Source organism: Terrabacter sp. Soil810, assembly GCF_001429645.1.
In the GTDB taxonomy this organism is placed as follows: Bacteria; Actinomycetota; Actinomycetes; order Actinomycetales; family Dermatophilaceae; genus Terrabacter.
Genome location: NZ_LMSW01000013.1, coordinates 197,863 through 218,164, shown reverse-complemented (window position 1 = coordinate 218,164; position 20,302 = coordinate 197,863). Strand labels below are relative to the sequence as shown.

Sequence of the window (20,302 nt, the reverse complement as noted above, 5' to 3'; positions counted from 1 at the left end):
GTACAGCCCATGGCAGACCTGACCGACCGCACCCCGAAGACCCTGCACACCCCGAGCCGACGCGCCCTGCTCGTCGGAGGCGCGGCCTCCGTCGCCGCCTTCGCGCTCGCGCCCTCGGCGTCAGCCTCGACCACCTCCGCCCGTCAGGCGCCCGCGTTCCTCCGGACGGCCCCGAATGCGGTCCGCTCCATGGAGAGCGCGACGGTGCGCACGTGGGCGGCCGACACGTGGCGCAGCCTCGTCGCGATGACGAACCCACAGACCGGCCTTCCGGCGGACAACATCCCCGAGTCGCTCGCGCCCGGAGACCGTTCCGGCTACACGTCACCCACCAACATCGGCGGCTACCTCTGGTCGACGATTGCGGCGCGAGAGCTCGGCATCATCGGCCGCGGTGAGGCCACGGCGCGGCTCATCCGCACCCTGAAGACGCTCTACCGCATGGAGCACCATGTCCCCAGCGGCATGTACTACAACTGGTACGACGAGGAGACCGGCAAGGCCCTGACATCCTGGCCGGGTTCGGGTGACAAGGTCTACGCGTTCGCCTCGAGCGTCGACAACGGCTGGCTCGGGGCGGCGCTGCTCGTCGTCGCCAACTCCGACCGCGCCGCCGGCCCGTGGGCGAGGCGGATCTTCGACCGGATGCGCTGGAAGGCGTTCTACAACGACAACAGCGACCCTGCCCACCAGGTCCGCGCGGGTGGTCTGGTCCACGGCGGCTTCTACCCCTACGAGGACGGTCGGCCCGGAGGGACCTACCTGGGCACCCACATAGGCGGCGAACCGGTCTGGCTGACGACGCACCACTACGACACCACGGTGTCGGAGACGCGCATCACGACCTACCTCGGCATCATCACCGGCCAGATCAACCCGACCGCGTACTACGCAACCTGGCGCACCTTCCCGGACACCTGCGACTGGTCGTGGCAGGAGATGAGGCCGGTGGGTGTGACTCGCAGGTACTACGGCCTCGACGTCTACGAGGGTGCGTACACCTACCGTGGCCTGCACATCGTGCCCGGCTGGGGCGGATCGATGTTCGAGGAGCTGATGCCCGACGTCTTCGTCGACGAGGCCACGTGGGCCCCCAGCTCGTGGGGTCGCAACCACCCGCTGCACGTCCGCGCGCAGCGTGAGCACGGACTCGTCGACGCGGACTACGGCTACTGGGGCTTCAGCCCGTCGAGCAACCCCGCCGGTGGCTACCGTGAGTACGGCGTCGACCCGCTCGGGCTCGGCCCGGGCAACGAGCCCGGCAACGGCGCCAACGGGTACTTCTCCGACCAGGAGATGACGAACTACGACGTCGGCTTCGACGGCTGTCGTGCTGCCACGAACCCGACTCCGACGTACGGCGACGGTGTCGTCACGCCGCACGCGTCGTTCCTGGCGATGATGCACGAGCCCGACCAGGCGTTCACGAACCTCGCGAACATCCAGGCCGACTTCGACGCGTACGACCGAGGTGGGTTCTTCGACGCCGTCGCGGTCCGGTCCGGCATGGTCGCCCGGCGCTACCTCTCGCTCGACCAGGCCATGGTCATGGGCGCGATCGGCAACGTGCTCGGCAACGACGTCATCCGTCGCGGCTTCAGCACCCCGGCCGTGGAGCGCGCGCTCAAGCCCGTCATCGGCATCGAGGAGTTCGGCGCCAGCCCGATCGCCTGACCCGCTCCAGAACGTCCCTCATCGACGAAAGGTCCGACCCGTGCGCCCCCAGCTTCGCACCACCGAGGACGGCGTCGCCTACCGCGACCTCAACGGCAACGGCCGGATGGACCCCTACGAGGACCCACGGCTGGCCGTCGAGGTGCGGGTCGAGGACCTCCTCGTGCGCCTGTCCCTCCAGGAGAAGGTCGGCCTGATGTTCCAGACCGTCATCGAGGCAGGCGCGGACGGCACGGTGCTCGAGCACCCGGGCACCATCAGCAAGTCCCCGACGAGCACCGTCGTGCTCGACAAGCACCTCACCCACTTCAACGTTCACGCCCTCGACGACCCGCGCACGGCGGCCCGGTGGAGCAACGCCCTGCAGGCGCTCGCCGAGCGCACGCCGCACGGCATACCCGTGACGGTGTCGACCGACCCGCGGCACGCGTTCATCGAGAACGTCGGGGTCTCCTTCTCGGCCGGCGCGTTCTCGCAGTGGCCCGAGCCGCTCGGGCTCGCGGCGCTGCGCGACGCGGACGCGGTGCGACGCTTCGCCGACATCGCGCGGCAGGAGTACGCCGCGGTCGGCATCCGGGCCGCGCTGCACCCGACGCTCGACCTCGCGACCGAGCCGCGCTGGGCACGCCAGGCCGGCACGTTCGGCCAGGACCCCGACCTCGTGACGGAGCTCGGAGTCGCGTATCTCCAAGGCTTCCAAAGAGATTCGCTCGGTCCGGGCAGCGTGGCGTGCACGAGCAAGCACTTCCCCGGGGGCGGCCCGCAGAAGGACGGCGAGGACGCGCACTTCCCCTACGGGCGCGAGCAGGTCTACCCCGGTGGGCGTTTCGCCGACCACCTCAAGCCGTTCCCGCCGATCATCGAGGCCGGGACCGCGGGGATCATGCCCTACTACGGGATGCCGGTCGACCTCGTCGTCGACGGCGTGGAGATCGAGCAGATCGGCTTCGGCTACAACAAGCAGGTCGTCACCGGCCTGCTCCGCGAGAAGCTCGGCTACGACGGCGTCGTCGTCACCGACTGGGAGCTCGTCAACGACAACCACGTGGGCGACCAGGTGCTCCCCGCCCGCGCATGGGGTGTCGAGCACCTCGACCCGCACGGCCGCATGCAGGTGATCCTCGAGGCCGGCGCCGACCAGTTCGGTGGCGAGGAGTGCGTCGACATCCTCCTCGACCTCGTCGCCCAGGGCCGGGTCACCGAGGCGCGCGTCGACGAGTCGGCGCGCCGCATCCTCGCGGTGAAGTTCCGGCTCGGGCTGTTCGAGAACCCCTACGTCGACGAGGACGCGGCCGCCGCAACCGTGGGCCGGGGCGACTTCCGCGAGGAGGGGTATGCCGCCCAGGCCCGTTCGGTGACCGTGCTGCACAACGAGGGTGGGCGGCTCCCGCTCGAGCAGGGCCTGCGCATCTACGCCGAGCGGCTCTCACCCGAGGCGGTCGCGCGGCACGGCAAGCTCGTCGAGCGGCTCGAGGACGCCGACGTCGCCGTCGTGCGCCTCACCGCGCCCTTCGACCCGCGGGCCGACCTCTTCCTCGAGTCGTGGTTCCACCAGGGCTCGCTCGACTTCCCGCCGGGCCTCGTGGCCCGGCTCGAGCGCATCGCCGCGGTGTGCCCGCTCGTCATAGACGTCGTGCTCGACCGGCCCGCCGTGCTCACCCCGCTGCTGCGCTTCGCCTCGGCCGTCGTCGGCAGCTACGGCTCGTCCGACGACGCCCTGCTCGACGCGATCACCGGGACCATCGCGCCCGCCGGTCGCCTGCCGTTCGACCTGCCCCGGTCGATGGACCAGGTGCGGGCGCACGGCGAGGACGTGCCCGGCTACGACGACCCGCTCTTCCCGGTCGGCCACGGCCTCACGATCTGAGCGTCAGCCGGTGTAGCCCTCGACGGTGCGCTCGGACCGGACCTCGGCGCCGTCGGGGTCCTGGCCGAACTCGCGTCGGGCGCGACGTTGGCGCAGCAGGTCCCAGCACTGGTCGAGCTCGACCTCGACGGTGCGCAGCCGGGCGTGCTCCTCGTCGACGGTGATCTCACCGGCCTGGAGTGCGGAGCGGAGCCGGTGCTCCTCGTCGATGAGCGAGCCGATGCGGTCCTGGATCGAGGGGTCGTCAGCCATGACGCCACGATCGCACGCCGCTCGGCGCGCCGTCGAGGGCTAGCATGTGGACAGTGACCACATTCGCACTCGTCCCCGGCGCCGGCGGCGCCGCCTGGTACTGGCACCGGGTCGTGCCGCTCATCGAGGAGGCGGGCCACGAGGCCGTCGCCGTCGAGCTGCCGGCCGACGACCCGGATGCCGGGCTGCCGGAGTACGCCGACCTCGTCACCTCCGCGGTCGAGGGCCGCGACGACGTCGTGGTCGTCGGCCAGTCGATGGGCGGCTTCACCGTGCCGATGGTCGCGGTGCGGCGGCCGGTCGCGGGACTCGTCCTGCTCAACGCCATGCTCCCGCTGCCGGGCGAGACGGCCGGTGCGTGGTGGGACGCCGTGGGGTCGGAGGGCGCCCGGGTGGCGGCGGCCCGGGCCGGCGGCTACCCCGAGGAGTTCGACCTCGACACGTACTTCCTCCACGACGTCGACCCGGCCGTCGCCGAGAGCGGCGAGGAGCACCAGCGACCCGAGGTCGACCGCGCCTTCGAGACGCCGTGCGACATCGTGACGTGGCCCGACGTGCCGACGCGGGTCGTCGCCGGCGCCGGCGACCGCTTCTTCCCGGTCGGCCTGCAGCGCCGGGTCGCCCGCGAGCGGCTCGGCCTCGACGTCGACACGGTCCCCGGTGGGCACCTCGCCGCGCTCTCGCACCCCGCCGAGCTCACGGCCTACCTTCTGGCGGGACGCTGACGACCGGGCGTGCGAGGCTGGCCCGTGTGATCGACGACTTCGCCAAGGCCTACCTCCACGACAACCTCCGGTGGGGCCGGGCGTCCCTGCTCGCCAAGCTCGACGGGGTGTCGGAGTACGACGCGCGACGACCCCTCACGACGACGGGCACCAACCTGCTCGGCCTCGTCAAGCACTCACCCTGTCCGAGGCCCGCTACCTCGGCGGCATCATGAGCCGGCCCTTCCCCGAGCCGCTGCCCCAGTTCGACGACCCGGGCTTCGTGAGCCGCGACCACCTGTGGGTGAGGGCGGACGAGTCGCGGGCCGACGTCGTCGAGCGCTACCGCCGCGCCTGCACCCACGCCGACGCGACGATCGAGGCGCTGCCGGTCGACGCCCCCGGCCATGTCCCGTGGTGGCCGCGGCCGGACGTCATGCTCTTCAACCTCATGGTCCACGTCCTCACCGAGACCAACCGTCACGTCGGCCATGCCGACATCCTGCGCGAACAGGTCGACGGCGTCGTCGGTGACGACCTCGTGTCGACGAGCGACGACGCGGCCGACTGGGCTGCTCACCGGGAGAAGGTCGAGCAGGCAGCGCGCGCAGCGGGATCCGGCACCTGACCTTGCGCAGACCTTGCGGGTTGTCTGCTCCTTGACACGGCAGCCCTTGCAGGCGTCACCGGCGGGTCGGGACGCCTAGCGTCGTCTCGCGAGCCTCGAGCGTCCACGCCACCTCGACCTCCTCGGCGTCACCGCGCTCGCCGTCGATGCGGCGTGACAGCAGCTCGAGGGCGGCGCGGGCCAGACCCGTGAGGTCGGGAGAGATCGTCGTGATCGTGGGGTTGGAGTAGCGGGTCTCGGCGATGTCGTCGAAGCCGACGATGGCCATCTCGTCCGGCACCGACACGCCGGCCTCGACGCAGGCGCGCAGCGCGCCGATGGCCATGAGGTCGTTGAAGCAGAAGACGGCGTCCGGAGGCTCGGGCAGCTCGAGCAGCCGCTGCATCGCGGCGTGCCCGTCGGCGCGCTCGAAGTGGGGCACGCCGATGACGAGGTCGGGGTCGTACGCCAGGCCGGCGGCCTTGAGCGCCTGGCGGTAGCCACGCAGCCGCGCGGACGCCGTGCCCTTCATCGTCTCGCGTCCGACGGCGGCGATACGTCGACGTCCTTGCGCCACAAGGTGATCCGTTGCCGCTCGGGCTGCGGCGACGGAGTCGACGGCGATGTGGTCGAAGCCCGAAGGGACGGGTCGCTCACCGAGCAGCACCATCGGCAGGCTGTCGGCGCGCCGGCTGATCTCGTCGGGGGAGAGGGCGAGCGGCGAGAAGATGACGCCGTCGATGACGTGCGAGCGCATGCCCTCGAGGACGACGCGCTCGGCGTCGGCGTCGCCGCCGGTGACATCGAGCAGGACGATGAAGCCGAGGGCGGCCGCCTCCTCGGTGATGCGGGCCGCGAGCTCGGCGAAGTAGGGCGAGTCCATCGCCGGTACCGCGAGGGCCAGGAAGCCCGCGCGACCGTGCTTGAGGCTGCGCGCCGACAGGTTGGGCCGGTAGTGCAGCTCGGCCATCGCGGCCTCGACGCGCTCGCGCGTGCTGGCCTTCACGTGTGGGTGGTGGTTGAGGACGTTGGAGGCGGTCTTGACCGACACTCCTGCACGTTCCGCAACGTCTCGCAGCCGCGCCGCCAACCGTGTCTCCGTCCTGCGTGCCCCCGTGCAAGCCCCGTCGAGGAACAGGCTAGCGCCCGGCGCGGCTCGCCGTGATGACCTCGGACAACCTCTGGACACTTTTCGGTAACCGTTGTAATTTTCAGCACACACGCTATTGGGTAACCGTTGTAGGACGCGGTGCGACCCGACGCCGACGGTCAAGGAGGACCGCATGGGACGAGCGATGGTGCGGCTGGACCCCGCCTTCACGGTGGGGCCCGTGCGACCGAGGACCTTCGGGTCCTTCGTCGAGCACATGGGCCGGTGCGTCTACACGGGCATCTACGAGCCGGACCACCCCGACGCCGACGAGCTGGGCTTCCGCAGCGACGTCGCGCGGCTCGTCCGGGAGCTCGGGGTCACCGTCGTGCGCTACCCCGGGGGCAACTTCGTCTCCAACTACCGCTGGGAGGACGGCGTCGGACCCAAGGCCGAGCGGCCCACGCAGCTCGACCTCGCCTGGCGCTCCGTCGAGACCAACCAGGTCGGCACCGACGACTTCGTCGACTGGGCCCGCGGCGTCGGCGTCGAGCCGATGATGGCGGTCAACCTCGGCACGCGGGGCGTGCAGGAGGCCATCGACCTGCTCCTCTACTGCAACGCCGAGGCCGGCACGTCGTGGCCCGACCGGCGGGTCAAGAACGGACACACCGAGCCGCACGACATCCGGGTCTGGTGCCTCGGCAACGAGATGGACGGCCCGTGGCAGATGGGCCACAAGACCGCCGAGGAGTACGCGCGTGTCGCCGAGGAGGCGGCGCGGGCCATGCGTCGGGTCGACCCGGGCCTCGAGCTCGTGGCCTGCGGCTCGTCCAACCGCGGCATGCCGACCTTCGGAACCTGGGAACGCGTGGTCCTCGAGCGGTGCTTCGACCTCGTCGACCACATCTCCGCCCACGCCTACTACGAGCCCGTCGACGGCGACGTCGACTCCTTCCTCGCGAGTGGCGAGGACATGCACCGCTTCATCGAGTCCGTCGTCGCCACAGCCGACCACGTGGCCGCGGTCAAGGGCTCCGACAAGCGGATCATGGTCTCCTTCGACGAGTGGAACGTGTGGTTCCAGAAGCGCTTCCACGGTGAGAGCTCCCTCGAGATCCGCGAGGCCCCGGAGCTGATCGAGGACGTCTACGACGTCACCGACGCCGTCGTCGTCGGCAGCCTGCTGATCACGCTGCTCCAGCACACCGACCGCGTCTCGATGGCCTGCCAGGCGCAGCTCGTCAACGTCATCGCCCCCATCGCCACCCGTCCCGGCGGGGGTACGTGGAAGCAGACGATCTTCCACCCCTTCGCCCTCACCGCGAGGCATGCCCGTGGCACCGTGCTGCGCCCGGCCGTCTCCTGCGACTCGATGGAGACCCAGGCCTTCGGGCCCGTCGACCAGCTCGTCGTCACCGCTACCCACGACCCCGACACCGGAGACCTCGCCGTGTTCGTGGTCAACCGCAGCCGTACCGAGACGGCCGAGCTGACGCTCGACGTCGCGGCCGCCGTGGGGGGGCACCCCACGGCATACGCACTCGTCGAGCACCTCCAGGTGCACGACGACGACACCTCGGCCACGAACACCGAGGAGCACCCCGACCGGGTGACCCCGCGCCCGGGGGACGCGGCGGTCGACGGCACCGATGGCACCACCCTCACGGCAACCCTGCCGCCCACCTCCTGGCACTGCATCCGCCTCACCGAAGGGACCGTTCAATGACGAACACCACACCCCGCCCCCAGTCACCTCTCACCCCGCTGTCCCGGCGCACGATCCTCTCGGGAGCGCTCGGCATCGCCGGCGTCGCGGGCCTCGCCGCATGCGGCTCCGGATCCAGCGGCGTCCCCGGTCAGGCCCCGGCCGTGTCGGGCGGCGGTGGCGCCACCGGATACTCCGGTCCCAAGGTCGCCCTCGCCTTCTGGAACGGTTTCACAGGAGGCGACGGGCCCTACATGAAGCGCCTCGTGGACCAGTTCAACGCCGAGCACCAGAACATCGCCGTCAGCATGAACACGATGCAGTGGGCCGACTACTACGCCAAGCTGCCCGCCGCGGTTGCGGCCGGCAAGGGGCCCGAGATCGCCATCATGCACGTCGACTCCGTCGCGACCAACGCCGCCCGCAGGGTCGTCCAGCCACTGGACGACGTCGCCGCCGCTCTCAAGCTCAGCGAGAGCGACTTCGCACCGGTTCCGTGGAAGGCGGGCATCTACAACGGAAAGCGCTACTCCATCCCGCTCGACGTGCACCCACTGGGCTTCTTCTACAACAAGAGCGTCATGGAGCAGGGCGGGCTGGACCCGGAGAAGCCCCCGATGACGAACGACGAGTACATGGCGGCTCTCGAGACCATGAAAGGCAAGGGAATCCAGGGTCACTGGGCCAGCCCGTTCCCGTTCACGGGTGGTCTCTCGATCCAGGCGCTCATCTACCAGTTCGGTGGCTCGCTCTTCTCGGAGGACGGCAAGCAGGTCCTCTGGGCGGAGGACCCCGGCGTCAAGGGACTGACCTGGTTCCAGGACCTCGTGACGAAGGGCTACTCGCCGGGCAAGATCGCCCAGGACGCCGACCTCATCGCGCTGGAGAATGCCAAGACGGCTTTCAACTGGAATGGCATCTGGACCATCAACACCCTCAAGGAGAAGTCGGGCCTGGAGTGGGGTGTGGCCCCGTTGCCCAACATCGGCGGCACCAAGGCGGCGTGGGCCGGTTCACACCAGTTCGTGCTGCCGACGATGCGCACGCCCGACCAGAACAAGCAGGACGCGGCCCGCGTCTTCCTCAACTGGATCAGCACGAAGAGCCTCGAGTGGGCGAAGGGCGGTCAGGTGCCGGCTCGCAACTCCGTGCGCGAGTCCGCGGAGTTCGAGGCCCTCAAGGAACAGGCGATCCTGGCCAGCCAGATCGACGACCTGCACTTCCTGCCGGCGGTTGCCGGTATCGGAGATGCCATGCCGGAGTTCGACAAGGCGGTCAACGCGGCGGTCCTCGGTGGACAGGACCCGGCAAAGGTCCTCTCCGACGCTGCTGCCCGCGCGACGAAGATCCTCGAGGCCAACGCGAAGAAGTACGGCGGCTGACCATGGCTGTGACGACACAGCCCACCGGATTCTCCTCGGGAGCGGAGGCCGCGCCGGGCGGGCGCCGCTCCCGAGGAGCCCCAGCAGGGATCCACGGGTCGCCGTGGACCCCATATCTCTTCCTCGCGCCCTTCCTCCTGCTGTTCCTCACGTTCGTGGTGCTTCCGGGAATTCTCGGGATCTGGATCTCCCTGCACGACTGGGACTTCCTCCTGCCGAACAAGCCCTTCATCGGGACCCAGAACTACGCGGACCTCCTGGACAGCGAATCCCCACAGTTCGAGCCGTTCTGGAGCGGCATGAAGGCCACGGGCCTCTTCGTGCTCATCAGCGTCCCGTTCCTCGTCGTCCTGCCGCTGCTCCTCGCGATCCTGCTCAACCGAAGGTTCCCCGGCCGCACCTTCTTCCGCGCGCTCTACTTCGCACCCTTCGTCCTGGGCGTCGCAGTGGTCGGCCTCATGTGGCGCTACCTGCTCGACCCGTCGTTCGGCATGGTCAACGGTGTGCTGGGCGCGCTCGGCCTGCCCGATGACACCCCCTGGACGACCGCGCAGCCGTGGGCATGGATCTCACTCGCGGGCGTGACGGTCTGGTGGACCATGGGCTTCAACGCCGTCATCTACCTGGCCGGACTCGCCGACATCCCCGCCGAGCACTACGAGGCCGCGGACATCGACGGTGCCTCTGCCTGGCAGAAGCTGCGCTTCATCACGATCCCGGGTCTCCGACCGGTCCTCGTCTTCATCGTCGTCACCACGATCCTGGCCAGCGCCAACATGTTCGGCCAGAGCTACCTCATCACCAAGGGCGGTCCGGGCGACTCGACGCGAACGGCGATCATGGAGATCACCGACCTCGGCCTCTCGCAGTACCGGATGGGTCAGGCATCGGCCATGAGCTACGTGCTTGCGGTCTTCCTCGCCCTCATCTCGCTCGTCAACTTCTGGGCGCTCAGGGAGAAGAAGTCATGAGGCGTCGCAACGGACCCCTCTTCTGGCTGGGCATGGGCGCGTTGAGCCTGATCTTCGTCGGCCCGCTCCTGCTCATCTTCCTGACGTCCTTCAAGTCGCAGAGCGAGGCCCGCACCGTCCCGCCGACGTACCTGCCCCAGGAGCCGACTCTCCGGGCCTACGACGTCCTGTTCTTCCAGGACGCCGCAAGCCCGGTGCTGCGCTGGTTCGCCAACTCCATGGCGGCGGCCACGATGCACGCCCTGCTCGTCCTGTTCGTCTGCTCCCTCGCCGGCTATGCCTTGGCGCGCATGGAGTTCCGCTTCAAGAACGCCATCTTCAGTGCCATCATCCTCACCCTGTTCGTGCCGGGCTTCATCTTCCTCATGCCCAACTTCCTGCTGCTCGACAAGCTCGGCTGGCTCGACCAGATCTGGGCGCTCGTCGTGCCCGGGGCGGCAGGCGCTTTCGGAGTCTTCTTCATGCGGCAGTTCTTCCTCGGTCTGCCGAAGGAGCTCGAGGAGAGCGCCCGCCTCGACGGCGCCGGAGCCTTCCGCACCTGGTGGTCCATCGTCCTCCCGAATGCACGGCCGGCACTCGTCACGCTGGGCGTGCTCAGCTTCCTCGCCAACTGGAACGACTTCATCTGGCCGATCTACGTGCTCTTCTCCCCGGAGCGGCTGACGCTGCCCGCCGGCCTCAGCCGGCTCCAGGGCGCCTACACGATCGACTACCCCGTGGTCATGGCCGGCGCCATGCTCGCCGCGATCCCCGTCCTCGCGCTCTACGTCTTCGTGCAGCGCTACGTCATCGAGGGCGTCGCCAACAGCGGCGTCAAGGGCTGAGGAGTCCGTATGCGTCCCCTGACCTCCCTGAGCGCCCGTGCCTTCCGGCGCGGAACCGCCTGTCTCGCAGCATTCGTCACGGTCGTCGGTATGAGCGCCGCGGCACCGGCATCAGCGGGTCGTATGCCGTCCGCGGCCCTCCCGACGGCATACGACAACGCCGTGTCGGACTCCTTCTCGGACACGTTCGCCGACCCGTCCGTGATCCGCGGCCGCGACGGCTGGTGGTACGCCTACGCCACGTCCGACCCGCTGCGCTCAGGTGACGCCCCCGGCGCGATACACATGGCGCGCACCCGTGACTGGTCGAGCTGGGAGTACCTCGGCACCGTCTTCGACGCGGGCAACCGACCGTCGTGGGCGACCCCGACCTCGGGCCTGTGGGCCCCCGACATCCGTTTCGTGGCAGGGCGGTACGTCCTCTACTTCACCGTCACCGACACGACGCTCCACCCCGGCGACGACTCGGCCATCGGCGCCGCGACGGCGCCCACGCCGTCGGGCCCCTGGACTCCCGCCCCCGCGCCGGCCATCCCACCACGGCCGGCGTCGGGTGGCGGGTTCCTCTGGACCTTCGACCCGGCGGGGTTCACCGACACCGACGGGCAGCGCTACGTCTACTTCGGCAGCTACTTCGGCGGCATGTGGGCGACGCGCATGTCGGCGGACGGCCTGACGCCGGTCGGCGCGGCCACGCAGGTGGCGATCGACAACCGCTACGAGGGCTCCTACGTGGTGCGCCACGGCGACTTCTACTACCTCATGGGCTCGGCGGCGAACTGCTGTGCCGGCCCGACCACGGGCTACTCCGTCTTCGCCGGCCGCGCGCGCTCGCCCCTCGGGCCGTTCCTCGACGCCGAGGGCACGCCGCTGCTCACCTCGCGCGTCGGTGGCACGACCGTGCTGACGCAGAACGGCAACCGCTTCGTCGGCGCCGGCCACCATGCCGTCGTCACCGACGCGCAGGGGCGCGACTTCATCGCCTACCACGCCATCGACCGGACGAACCCGTGGCTCACGACGCCCTTCGGGATCAACCGCCGGCCCATGCTCCTCGACGTTCTCGACTGGGTCGACGGCTGGCCGCGCACCCGCGCAGGGGCCGGTCCGTCGGACACGCCCCAGCCGGCGCCGTCCTTGGAATCGGGGCTCGGCATCACACCGACCGATCCGTTGGCGAGCGGCTTCACGGGCCTGGCCGCGGGACCGGCGGATCCCGTCACCGGCAACACGGCTCTCGTCCACGGCACCGCCTCGACGGCGGCGTTCGCCCCCGCCGGGCCGCTCCACGTGCGTCTCGACCACCAGGGCACCGAGCCGCTCCGTGTTCTGCTCGGGCGCGACCCTGCCGTCAAGATCACCCTGGACCCCAAGGGTCGCCGGCTCACCGCCCAGGTCGAGCGCGACGGCACCGTGCGCTCGTCGACGACGGCGTTGCCCCCGATCCCGACCGGGGCGTGGCGCACGCTGACCGTCGAGGCGACGGCAGACGGGCTCACCGCCGAGGTGACCGAGAGCGACCTCGCCGACGTCGTGGCCCGGGTGAAGGTGTCCGGCGACGCCAGGCCCGCTGCCGCCCCGGTACGCCTGAGCAGCAGCAACGCGGTCGTCGACAACGTCGTCGTCAACCCGGCAGCCGCGGATGCAGCCGCCCTCGCGCCAGTGCCGGTGGCCGGGGCGCTCCTGTCGTCCGAGGAGTTCGACGAGCCGGACCTACCCGGCTTCACGTGGGTGCGGCGCAACTCGGCCGTGACCGTGTCGGGCGGCAGCCTGCGCTGGCCGGTCGAGGGCGCCGACCTCGTCGGTGGTGGCAACACCGCGGGCGTGCTGCTCCACGACGTCCCGGGCGACGGCGACTGGATCGCCGAGGCCAGGACGACGCTAGACCTCGGCACCGACTCGGTGCGCAACTACCAGCAGGTCGGGCTCGTCGCCTACGCGAACGACGACGACTTCGCCCGCCTGTCCAACGTCGCGATCTGGAACACCCGCCAGACCGAGTTCGGCCGCGAGACCGCGGCCGACCCCGACGCACCGGACGGCCCGACGAGCTACGGCGGCGCCATCATCGGCACGTCGGCGCCGACCCTCTGGCTGCGGCTCGCCCACCACCGGAACGCTGCCGGCGAACACCTCTACCGGGCGGGCACGAGCCGTGACGGCGTGCACTGGACGTGGGGCGCGACGTGGACCTTCCGCGCCGACACCCACCCGCGCATCGGGCTCGTCGCCCACGGCGGTGCGTCCCCGACCGTCACCGCCGAGGTCGACCACCTGCGGTTCTACGCGTCGAGCTGGCCCGCCGACCCGGGCGCCGGATGAGCGCTGCCACCCGGGGCGCCTTCGTCCTCGTCGCGGTCGCCGCGACCGTCCTCACCGGCGCCTGCCAGGCGCTCGACCCCGCCACCAGCCCGACAGGAGACCGCGTGACCACCCCCGCGACGCAGGCAGCACCACCCACCGCGACGAACCCGGTCTGGCGGAGCAACTTCCCCGACCCGCAGATCCTCCCGGCCGGCGACGGCTGGGTCGCGATCGCGACCAACGGCAACGGCATGAACGTCCAGACGCTGACGAGTGACGACCTCGCCACGTGGACGCAGGGGAGCGACGCGCTTCCGCGCGTCGCCTCGTGGAGCACGCCGGGCAAGGTGTGGGCGCCCGAGGCGCACCGCTTCGGCGACCGGTGGGTCATGTACTACACGACGATGGCGCCCGACCCGACGATCCAGTGCATCGGTCTGGCCGTTGCCGACGACCCCAGGGGACCCTTCACCGACACGAGCAGCCAGCCGCTCGTCTGCGAGCACGACCAGGGCGGCTCCATCGACGCGTCACCGTTCGTGGCGTCCGACGGCACGGCATACCTCTTCTGGAAGAACGACGGCAACGCCGTCGGGGTCGACACGTGGATCTCCGTGCAGCGCCTCTCGTCGGACGGTCGGCGACTCGAGGGTGAGCCGAAACGCCTGATCCGACAGGACCTTCCGTGGGAGGGGCAGCTTGTCGAGGCACCCTTCGTCTGGGAGCGCGACGGCGTCTACCACCTCTTCTACTCCGCCAACGACTACGGCAGCGACCGGTATGCCGTCGGGCACGCCATCGCGACGTCGCCGACCGGTCCGTTCACCAAGGATCCCGAGCCGGTGCTGACGAGCACCGACCTCGCGGCCGGGCCGGGTCACTGCGCGCTGTTCGAGGCCGGCGGCCGGGTGCTCATGGTCTACCACGCGTGGGCACCCGACTCGATCGGCTCGGAGGTGCCCGGCCGCACGATGTGGCTGAGCGAGGTCACCTTCGACGGCGCGAAGGTCTCGGTCACCCCACCGCGGACGCAGCTGCCCGACGGGCTCTGAGATGGCCGTGTATCAACCCCACCCACGTCGTCTCTGAGTGTCATGGGGAACGGTGCGGGGCAGGGGGGCTGCCCCGCACCACACCCCGAATCGCTTGGGCGGCTGGCCCGTTGAGGTACGTTAACCGCCATCAGGGCCCGGGATCGCAGACCTGATCAGTCGCGAGCCGGGCCCTCTGGCGTGTCCCCGGACGGCGAGGTCGCCGCCCCACTCGGTCTCAGGTGCGGGCTGCGGCGAGCACCCGCCCAGTGCCGGTGCGCACCTCGAGAGCCTGGATCTCGTTGGGCCGCAGGGCCGTCGCTCCGGTGACGCGGGAGTAGCCGGTGGTCGTCGCGCGCCAGGAGGCCGCGGTCGTCGCCTTGCCGCTCCGGTCGATGACCCAGAGCGCGAGCTCGCCGTCGGTCGGCATGTCCTCGCAGTCGATGTCGAGCTGCGTGCCCCAGCCTCGCGTCACGAGGGCGATGTCGATCCGGACCTGGCTGCCGGCGACGGCAGCGGCGGCGACGTGCGTCGTCGGCAGCGTCGGCGTGGCGGGTGTCAGCAGCAGCGGACCGAGCCACGCGCCGCCGGCGAAGATGAGGACCGCGGCCGCGGCCGTGACGACCGAGAGCCACGTGCGCCGCCGGCGTCGGCGGCGGCCGACCTCGGCGAGCAGGCTGGTGACGCGCTCGTCGTCGTGGTCGGTCAGGAGCGGGGCGGGCACCGCGACCGGGGCCTCGCTGAGGTGGGGACCGCCCTCGGGACCGGCGAGGTCGAGCAGGCGGGGGAGCCCGGACACCTGGCCCATGTCGGTCTGGCACTGCCGGCACGAGCGCAGGTGCTCGCTGAAGGCGCGGTGGTCGTCATCGGACAGGCCACCGAGCACGTACGCCCCGAGCAGCGCGTGCAGGTCGTCCGGTCCGGTGGTCATCTCGTCACTCCCATCTCGTCGAGGATGTCGCGCAGGTTGCGCACGGCGTAGTAGGCGCGGGACTTCACGGTGCCCTCGGGCACCCCGACCCGCACGGAGGTCTCGGCGACGGTCAGGCGTTCGTAGTAGAGGTAGCGCACGATCTCGCGGTGGTTGGACTGGAGGCGGCCGAGGGCTTCCTCGACGAGCACCTGGTCGAGGGCGCGGTCGAGCGCGGAGTCCGTCTCGGCGACGTCGACGAGCTGCGCCTGCTGGGGTCGGCGTCCGGCGGCGCGGTGCTGGTCGACGATGAGGTGGCGGGCGGTCGTGATGAGGTAGGCGCGCAGGTTGTCGGCCTCGGGGGCCTGCTTCCAGACCCGCAGGATGACCTCCTGGACGATGTCCTCGACGCGGTTGGCGTCGCTCGTCGCGCGCCACACAACGCGTCGCAGCATCGGCCCGTGCTCGCGGTAGATCTCAGCGACCGCCTCGTCGTCGAGCGGCATGCCGCAGCCACCTCCTCACTGGTGCTCCCGGTTGCAGAGACGCCTCCGCGCCCCGTCCGGTTCATCAGTCCGACCCCTGAACCGTCTCACGTCCGTATGCCGTCCGGCCCGGTCCCGGCCTAGCGTGGGGCCATGTGCCCCGTCGACCTGCCGAACCCGGCCCAGCACCCCGTGACCGGCGGTCTCTTCCTGTCTCCGGTGCCCGCCGGTTCGGGCTGGCCGGGTGACCCGGCGACGGCCGAGACGCCTGTGGCGACCACCGCGGCGCAGGTGCGCCGGCTCGCGAAGGGGGCGGACGGCATACGCGAGCTCGATGGCCGGATCAGCGTGTGCCGCGCGTGCCCGCGGCTCGTCGCGTGGCGCGAGTCGGTGGCGACCCACGGGCGCCGGGCCTCGTTCGCCGACCAGCCGTACTGGGGCAGGCCGGGGCCGTCGTTCGGCGACCCCGAGGCGGAGGTGCTCGTCGTCGGACTCGCCCCGGCGGCCAACGGCACCAACCGGACCGGCCGGATGTTCACCGGTGACCGCTCCGGCGACTGGTTGTATGCCGCCCTCCACCGGGGTGGGTACGCGAGCCAGCCCACGTCGGTCGCCTCGGGCGACGGGCTGGTGCTGACCGGACTGCGGATCGTCGCCGCCGTCCGGTGCGCCCCGCCGGCCAACAAGCCGACGACCGAGGAGAAGGCGGCGTGCGCGCCGTGGCTCGACCGGGACCTCGAGCTCTCCGAGCCGCGACTGCGATCGATGCTCGCGCTCGGGGCGATCGCCTGGGACGCGGCCCTCGGGGCGGCCCGCCGCCGAGGCTGGGACGTGCCGAGGCCCAAGCCGAGGTTCGGCCACGGCGCCGAGGCCGTGCTGACCACCGAGACGGGACGGCAGGTGCGGCTCGTCGGCAGCTACCACGTGAGCCAGCAGAACACGTTCACCGGCAAGCTCACCGAGGCCATGCTCGACGAGGTCATCGTGCGCCTCTGAGCGCGACCGCGCTCACTGGGGGACGACCGGGCCGCACGGCATACGATCGCGGGATGATGCCCTGGCTCGTCGTCGCGCTCGCCCTGGCGCTGGTCGGGCTGCTCCTCCGGCGCGCGGCCCTCGTCGTGCGGCGTCGAGGAGCCGGCCACGTGATGGCGCCGTTCGAGGAGATCTGGCGCCCGACCGCGCTCGAACCACACGCCGAGGTGCGCCAGCAGTCGCAGCGGCGCGCGCCCGCCCCGTCGCCCGACGACGCGTGACGCCCACCCCTCTGGCGGTCAGGCCACGCAGAACTCGTTGCCCTCGGGGTCGAGCATGACGACGTGCCCGAGGGCGCCGTCGTCGCTCTCCTCGCGGACGACGGTCGCGCCGAGGTCGACGAGCTGGGGCACCCTGGCGCGGATGAGCCGTTCGCGCTCGACGAGGTCCCACGGGCCCTCGCCCGCGACGCGGATGTCGATGTGGAGGCGGTTCTTGGCCGACTTCGGCTCGGGCACCCGGAGCCAGCCGATCGCGGGGCCCCTGCCGTTCGGGTCGATGATCGAGGCGCCGTCGGGGTCGTCGTAGCCGGGCTCGGCGACGTAGCCGAGGGCCGCCGCCCAGAAGGCTGCGAGCCGGTGCGGGAGGGTGGCGTCGCAGCCGAGGGTCCAGTGAGTGGCCATGACGACACCGTAGGAGCCGATCCGGACGTTCGGCGTCCTCGACGCGGGCCCGGCTCTGGCCGTGCTGAGTAGGGGCGCCGATGCGGGCCCGGCGGACGTGGGCGATGGTGGAGGCGTGGAGCCACGCAGCGTTCGCCCGTACATCGTCGCCCTCGGCCTGCTCTGGATCGTCCCGGCCGTCCTCGTGCTCGTGCTGCACCTGACGCTCCCGGACTACAACGCCTCGGGGCAGTGCACCGGTCTCGGCTTCGGCTGCACCCCGACCCCTGCGGACACGGTGCTGTTCCTCGGCTACCTGGCCGCGCTGCCGCTCTTCCTCCTCGGCATGGTGGCCTGCCTCGTCATCGCCGTCGTGCGCGCGCGCCGCGACCGGCGCGATTCCGGCCGCGACGAGGTCGAGACGACGGGCAGCCGCGACGCCGGCGACCCCGAGCGCTGACTCCGCCGGTGCCCCGGCGTCAGAGGCCGGCGAACGGCAGCAAGGGGTCGAACCCCAGGACGGCGAGCATGCCGGTCGTGGCCACGACCCCGGTGACCAGGGCGATCGGGAGAGCGGCCAGCACCGGCGGCCACGCTGCCGCTCGGGTCCGCATGGTCAGTCTCGACAGTCCCAGCGCGCCGAAGACGTTGGTGCCGATGCCGACCGCCAGCGCCAGCTCGTAGCGGCCGATGTCCGGGTCGTCGACCGAGCCCAGATCGAGCACGTAGGCGAAGCCGTAGGTCAGGGAGTGCATGACCAGCAGCACGAACGCCAGGCCGGCCAGAAACGCCGTCGTCAGGGCGCCGATGGCAAGTGACCACCACGGCAGGCTGAGTCCCCAGCGACTCTCGACCGGCTCTGCCCCGCCCATGCGTGTCATCCTCGCGACTCCTGGCCGTGCACCGCGTCTGTATGCGTACTCGACCTGGACTGTCAGGCGCGGTCAGAGGGGACGTGCGTAGCCGAGGAGCTCTGGGCAGGGCGCGAACGAGCTCCTGCTGCGCTCTCCGGTCGGCTCCCATCCGTGCTTCTCGTAGAAGCGGCGGCCGCGACCGTTGCCCGTGAAGACGCGGAGCCGGGCACGCCGGATGCCGCGGTCGCGCAGGTGGTCGAGGACGTCGTCGTGCGCGAGCGTCGCCAGCCCGCTGCCCCAGTGGTCGACGGCGATGCCGAAGTGCAGGAACTCGTCGCCACGAGTTGCCGCGAAACCAGCGACAGCCCCCTCGGAGAGGACGACGAAGCAGTCGGTCCCGGGAAGGTCGATCTCGCGGAGCCACCGTTCGGCGATGGCCTCGCGCGGGAACGGGTGCTGGTCCTGAGGGAAGACGTCGGCCAGCCCGAGGACCGCCCCCGGTCACGCGGGCAGTATGACCCAGGTGCGCGCCGCGGCGTGACGAGCCAGCATGGCATCGAGCAGGGCGATGGGTGATGATCGTGCTGACTCGCTGACCCGCCGACGTGTCAGCCTCATCGAACGACAGGGAAGTTGAGGTTCACATGTCCGACCTCTCAGCCGCGCCACGTCTCGGCGGCCTGCGGAGCTTCTTCGACCGAGGCGGCTTCTGGCGGCTCGTGCCGCTCGTCGTCGTCTACCTCGCCATCTACCTCGGTGCGGGCCTGCTCGCGACGACGGTCTTCGCCCGACAAGGTGAGGAGGAGCTGCTGACGACCGTCGGCAGCGTCTTCGTCGACGTCACCTTCGCGCTCATCGTCGGCGCGGTCGTCCTCGGTGTCTTCCTGTGGGCGATGGGCTGGACCCGCGAGGTCTTCGGCCCGCAGCCCATCGGCGGGTCGCGGTGGATGTGGATCGGCCCGACCCTCGTCACGATCCCGATCGTGCTGCGTATCATCGGCCCGGACTACGGGAAGTACAGCCTCGCCGTCATCGTGCTCACGATCGTGACGGGGCTGCTCGTCGGCCTCGTCGAGGAAGTCCTGACCCGCGGCATCGCGGTCAAGATGCTGCGCGACGCCGGACACTCGGAGCGCGTCGTGGCGCTCGTCTCCTCGCTGGTCTTCGCGGCGCTCCACTCGGTCAACCTGCTGAGCGGTCAAGCGGTCACGACCGTGGGGGTCACGATGGCCTACACCTTCGGGTTCGGTGTCTGCATGTACCTCACGATGCGCGTCACGCGATCGATCATCCCCGCGATCGTGCTCCACGGGCTGACCGACCCGTTCGTCCTGCTGTCAACGGGTGGCATCGACGAGGTGGGCTCGAACGGGACCCAGAACGCCCTGCTGACCGTCGCGGGCTCGTTCAGCTTCATCATCATCGTCGCGGGACTGGTCATGGTGTGGTTCGTCCGGGGGCGCGTCGCCCAAGGCACGGACGGGACCGTCCACGACCCGGTGGGCGCCACGAAGGGCTGAGGTCCACGCGGGCTGCCCGCGCCGTGTCTCACGGTCGCGGCGGATCCGCTCCCGGTGTGGTGCCCCGCCGTGGGGTGAGGTCGACGAGGTGCAGGTGCAGCGGTCCGCCCGAGGGGGCGGGGTAGCGCCGCCCCAGTCTGGCTGGTGGTCTGTGTCGGTCTGGCTGTTTCTGGTCGGCGCGGGGGTCTGGGTCGGGGGCCAGGGTGAGGTGTGGTGGGTGCGGGGTTGGCGGCCGATGGGGTGGGCCGATGACCAGGCCTGTGTCGGTCGTGAAGGTGAGCCCGTCGGGGTGGGTGGGGTCGCCGGTGAGGGTGAACTCGCCGCGGTGGTGTCCGTCGTGGTGGAACGGGCAGAGGCCGAGGAGGTTGGTGGTGTCGGTGGGTCCGCCGTCGCGCCAGTGCTGGAGGTGGTGGATCTCGAGGTTTCGGGTGCTCCCGCAGCCGGGGAACCGGCAGCCCCGGTCGCGGTCGAGGACCAGGATG

At 70.9% G+C, this 20,302-nt stretch carries 23 protein-coding genes; 15 read left to right on the top strand and 8 right to left on the bottom strand.

Going from position 1 to position 20,302, the window contains the following annotated elements; all coding sequences use genetic code 11:
* Positions 1-9 precede the first annotated feature (9 nt).
* Positions 10-1,674: a glucoamylase family protein gene (locus ASG96_RS17825; RefSeq protein WP_057588791.1), complete on the top strand. Its 1,665-nt coding sequence runs from the start codon at positions 10-12 to the stop codon at positions 1,672-1,674.
* A gap of 40 nt (positions 1,675-1,714) precedes the next feature.
* Positions 1,715-3,541 carry a glycoside hydrolase family 3 protein gene (locus ASG96_RS17820; protein ID WP_057588790.1) on the top strand — a complete coding sequence of 609 codons (1,827 nt, stop codon included), beginning with the start codon at positions 1,715-1,717 and terminating at the stop codon, positions 3,539-3,541.
* A 3-nt stretch (positions 3,542-3,544) separates the two neighbouring features.
* Here ASG96_RS17820 and ASG96_RS17815 read toward each other — a convergent pair whose 3' ends face one another.
* Entirely contained in the window at positions 3,545-3,793 is a 249-nt protein-coding gene (locus tag ASG96_RS17815) for a DUF2630 family protein (protein ID WP_056750883.1), read from the bottom strand.
* A 53-nt stretch (positions 3,794-3,846) separates the two neighbouring features.
* On the opposite strand from ASG96_RS17815, the gene ASG96_RS17810 reads away from it, so the two are divergent.
* Genes ASG96_RS17810 through ASG96_RS17805 form a run of 3 tightly spaced genes read left to right on the top strand, consistent with a single transcriptional unit; the run spans position 3,847 to position 5,125 of the window.
* Positions 3,847-4,518: an alpha/beta fold hydrolase gene (locus ASG96_RS17810; RefSeq protein WP_057588789.1), complete on the top strand. Its 672-nt coding sequence runs from the start codon at positions 3,847-3,849 to the stop codon at positions 4,516-4,518.
* 26 nt (positions 4,519-4,544) lie between these two features.
* Positions 4,545-4,733 carry a DUF664 domain-containing protein gene (locus tag ASG96_RS24490; RefSeq protein ID WP_255359601.1) on the top strand — a complete coding sequence of 63 codons (189 nt, stop codon included), beginning with the start codon at positions 4,545-4,547 and terminating at the stop codon, positions 4,731-4,733.
* Positions 4,730-5,125 (top strand): DUF664 domain-containing protein, encoded by a 396-nt coding sequence (locus tag ASG96_RS17805; RefSeq protein WP_255359600.1) that lies wholly within the window; start codon positions 4,730-4,732, stop codon positions 5,123-5,125. Before ASG96_RS24490 ends, ASG96_RS17805 begins: the two co-directional genes overlap by 4 nt.
* A 55-nt stretch (positions 5,126-5,180) precedes the next feature.
* Here the strand turns inward: ASG96_RS17805 and ASG96_RS17800 are convergent, their stop codons facing one another.
* The gene (locus tag ASG96_RS17800) at positions 5,181-6,194 is read right to left on the bottom strand and encodes a LacI family DNA-binding transcriptional regulator (protein ID WP_056750891.1); all 1,014 of its coding nucleotides are present in this window, start codon (positions 6,192-6,194) and stop codon (positions 5,181-5,183) included.
* A 193-nt stretch (positions 6,195-6,387) separates the two neighbouring features.
* Here ASG96_RS17800 and ASG96_RS17795 point away from each other — a divergent pair, with 193 nt between their 5' ends.
* From ASG96_RS17795 to ASG96_RS17770, 6 genes are read left to right on the top strand one after another with little or no spacing between them, the layout of a single operon-like run.
* A complete protein-coding gene (locus ASG96_RS17795) occupies positions 6,388-7,923 on the top strand; it encodes an alpha-N-arabinofuranosidase (RefSeq protein ID WP_057588788.1) in 1,536 nt (511 codons plus the stop codon).
* Entirely contained in the window at positions 7,920-9,284 is a 1,365-nt protein-coding gene (locus ASG96_RS17790; protein ID WP_056750897.1) for an ABC transporter substrate-binding protein, read from the top strand. Before ASG96_RS17795 ends, ASG96_RS17790 begins: the two co-directional genes overlap by 4 nt.
* Before the next feature lie 2 nt (positions 9,285-9,286).
* Positions 9,287-10,255, top strand: coding sequence for a carbohydrate ABC transporter permease (locus tag ASG96_RS17785; protein WP_082588424.1), 969 nt, complete (start codon positions 9,287-9,289; stop codon positions 10,253-10,255).
* Complete coding sequence (locus ASG96_RS17780) at positions 10,252-11,079, top strand: carbohydrate ABC transporter permease (protein WP_056750901.1); 828 nt, start codon at positions 10,252-10,254, stop codon at positions 11,077-11,079. The genes ASG96_RS17785 and ASG96_RS17780 overlap by 4 nt, the downstream gene beginning before the upstream one ends.
* 9 nt (positions 11,080-11,088) lie before the next feature.
* Positions 11,089-13,401, top strand: a complete 2,313-nt coding sequence (locus ASG96_RS17775; protein ID WP_057588787.1) for a family 43 glycosylhydrolase — start codon at positions 11,089-11,091, stop codon at positions 13,399-13,401.
* Positions 13,398-14,435, top strand: a complete 1,038-nt coding sequence (locus ASG96_RS17770) for a glycoside hydrolase family 43 protein (protein ID WP_082591862.1) — start codon at positions 13,398-13,400, stop codon at positions 14,433-14,435. Before ASG96_RS17775 ends, ASG96_RS17770 begins: the two co-directional genes overlap by 4 nt.
* 217 nt (positions 14,436-14,652) lie before the next feature.
* Here the strand turns inward: ASG96_RS17770 and ASG96_RS17765 are convergent, their stop codons facing one another.
* Together ASG96_RS17765 and ASG96_RS17760 are read right to left on the bottom strand one after the other, a co-directional pair.
* A complete protein-coding gene (locus tag ASG96_RS17765) occupies positions 14,653-15,345 on the bottom strand; it encodes a zf-HC2 domain-containing protein (RefSeq protein WP_057588786.1) in 693 nt (230 codons plus the stop codon).
* The gene (locus tag ASG96_RS17760) at positions 15,342-15,830 is read right to left on the bottom strand and encodes a sigma-70 family RNA polymerase sigma factor (protein ID WP_056750911.1); all 489 of its coding nucleotides are present in this window, start codon (positions 15,828-15,830) and stop codon (positions 15,342-15,344) included. Before ASG96_RS17760 ends, ASG96_RS17765 begins: the two co-directional genes overlap by 4 nt.
* A gap of 132 nt (positions 15,831-15,962) precedes the next feature.
* On the opposite strand from ASG96_RS17760, the gene ASG96_RS17755 reads away from it, so the two are divergent.
* Together ASG96_RS17755 and ASG96_RS17750 are read left to right on the top strand one after the other, a co-directional pair.
* Positions 15,963-16,805 carry a uracil-DNA glycosylase gene (locus ASG96_RS17755; protein ID WP_057588785.1) on the top strand — a complete coding sequence of 281 codons (843 nt, stop codon included), beginning with the start codon at positions 15,963-15,965 and terminating at the stop codon, positions 16,803-16,805.
* A 53-nt stretch (positions 16,806-16,858) separates the two neighbouring features.
* The gene (locus ASG96_RS17750; RefSeq protein WP_056750918.1) at positions 16,859-17,065 is read left to right on the top strand and encodes a hypothetical protein; all 207 of its coding nucleotides are present in this window, start codon (positions 16,859-16,861) and stop codon (positions 17,063-17,065) included.
* Between the two features lie 18 nt (positions 17,066-17,083).
* Here the strand turns inward: ASG96_RS17750 and ASG96_RS17745 are convergent, their stop codons facing one another.
* Positions 17,084-17,467, bottom strand: a complete 384-nt coding sequence (locus tag ASG96_RS17745; RefSeq protein ID WP_057588784.1) for a VOC family protein — start codon at positions 17,465-17,467, stop codon at positions 17,084-17,086.
* A gap of 115 nt (positions 17,468-17,582) precedes the next feature.
* On the opposite strand from ASG96_RS17745, the gene ASG96_RS17740 reads away from it, so the two are divergent.
* Entirely contained in the window at positions 17,583-17,906 is a 324-nt protein-coding gene (locus tag ASG96_RS17740) for a hypothetical protein (RefSeq protein ID WP_057588783.1), read from the top strand.
* Positions 17,907-17,925: 19 nt separating this feature from the next.
* On the opposite strand, the gene ASG96_RS17735 is transcribed toward ASG96_RS17740, so the two are convergent.
* Both ASG96_RS17735 and ASG96_RS22780 read right to left on the bottom strand, forming a co-directional pair.
* On the bottom strand, positions 17,926-18,318 hold the full coding sequence (locus tag ASG96_RS17735; protein WP_056750927.1) for a hypothetical protein: 393 nt from the start codon (positions 18,316-18,318) through the stop codon (positions 17,926-17,928).
* Between the two features lie 72 nt (positions 18,319-18,390).
* Entirely contained in the window at positions 18,391-18,711 is a 321-nt protein-coding gene (locus tag ASG96_RS22780) for a GNAT family N-acetyltransferase (RefSeq protein ID WP_235509221.1), read from the bottom strand.
* Positions 18,712-18,944: 233 nt separating this feature from the next.
* Between ASG96_RS22780 and ASG96_RS17725 the strand changes: the two genes are divergently transcribed.
* On the top strand, positions 18,945-19,820 hold the full coding sequence (locus ASG96_RS17725; RefSeq protein ID WP_056750930.1) for a CPBP family intramembrane glutamic endopeptidase: 876 nt from the start codon (positions 18,945-18,947) through the stop codon (positions 19,818-19,820).
* Positions 19,821-19,848: 28 nt separating this feature from the next.
* Here the strand turns inward: ASG96_RS17725 and ASG96_RS24315 are convergent.
* A partial coding sequence (locus ASG96_RS24315) for an HNH endonuclease signature motif containing protein (RefSeq protein WP_162262055.1) occupies positions 19,849-20,302 on the bottom strand: 454 nt, incomplete at its 5' end.